At 61.6% G+C, this 614-nt stretch carries 1 protein-coding gene; it reads right to left on the reverse strand.

The window, feature by feature from the left end:
- On the reverse strand, window positions 1-614 hold a 614-nt coding region (locus EDI28_RS26230; protein ID WP_325062652.1), incomplete at both ends, for a VCBS domain-containing protein.

Genomic DNA, 614 nt, shown 5'->3' on the forward strand with positions numbered 1-614 from the left:
TCCGCCGAACCGTTGTTCAGCGCATAGCTCCAGGTACCGTCTGTACCTATCTTGAACGTACCGTAGTTGCCGTCGGTGACAGTCTCGGCCGTAAATACCGCCTCGCCCGCATCCGGGTCGGCCACGTCCAGCTTGCCGCCGGTAGTCAGGATTGTGTCTTCTTTCACCGTGCCTGCATCGGCATCCGGCACAGAAGGTGTGATCACGGCGCCGTCGTCGCTGCCGTTGATGGTGACAGTCACCGTATGCTCGGTGCCGTCCGCCGTGGTCACGGTAAACTCGCGGCTCAGCGGTTCGCTTGCCTCGGTCAGCGCCTGCACCTCGGCCGAACCGTTGTTCAGCTCGTAGCTCCAGGTGCCGCCAGTTCCGATCTTGAACGTCCCGAAGTTGCCGTCGGTGACGGTCTTCGCATCAAACACCGCCTCGCCCGCATCCGGGTCGACCACGTCCAGCTTGCCGCCGGTGATCAACACAGTATCTTCTTTCACCGTGCCGGCATCGGCATCCGGTGTCGCTGGAGTAATAATAGCGCCATCATCGCTGCCGTTGATGGTGACAGTGACGGTGTGCTCGGTGCCATCGGCCGTGGTCACGGTGAACTCGCGATTAAGAGG

Origin of the sequence: Photobacterium chitinilyticum (assembly GCF_004104355.1) — a bacterium.
Lineage (GTDB): Bacteria > Pseudomonadota > Gammaproteobacteria > Enterobacterales > Vibrionaceae > Photobacterium > Photobacterium chitinilyticum.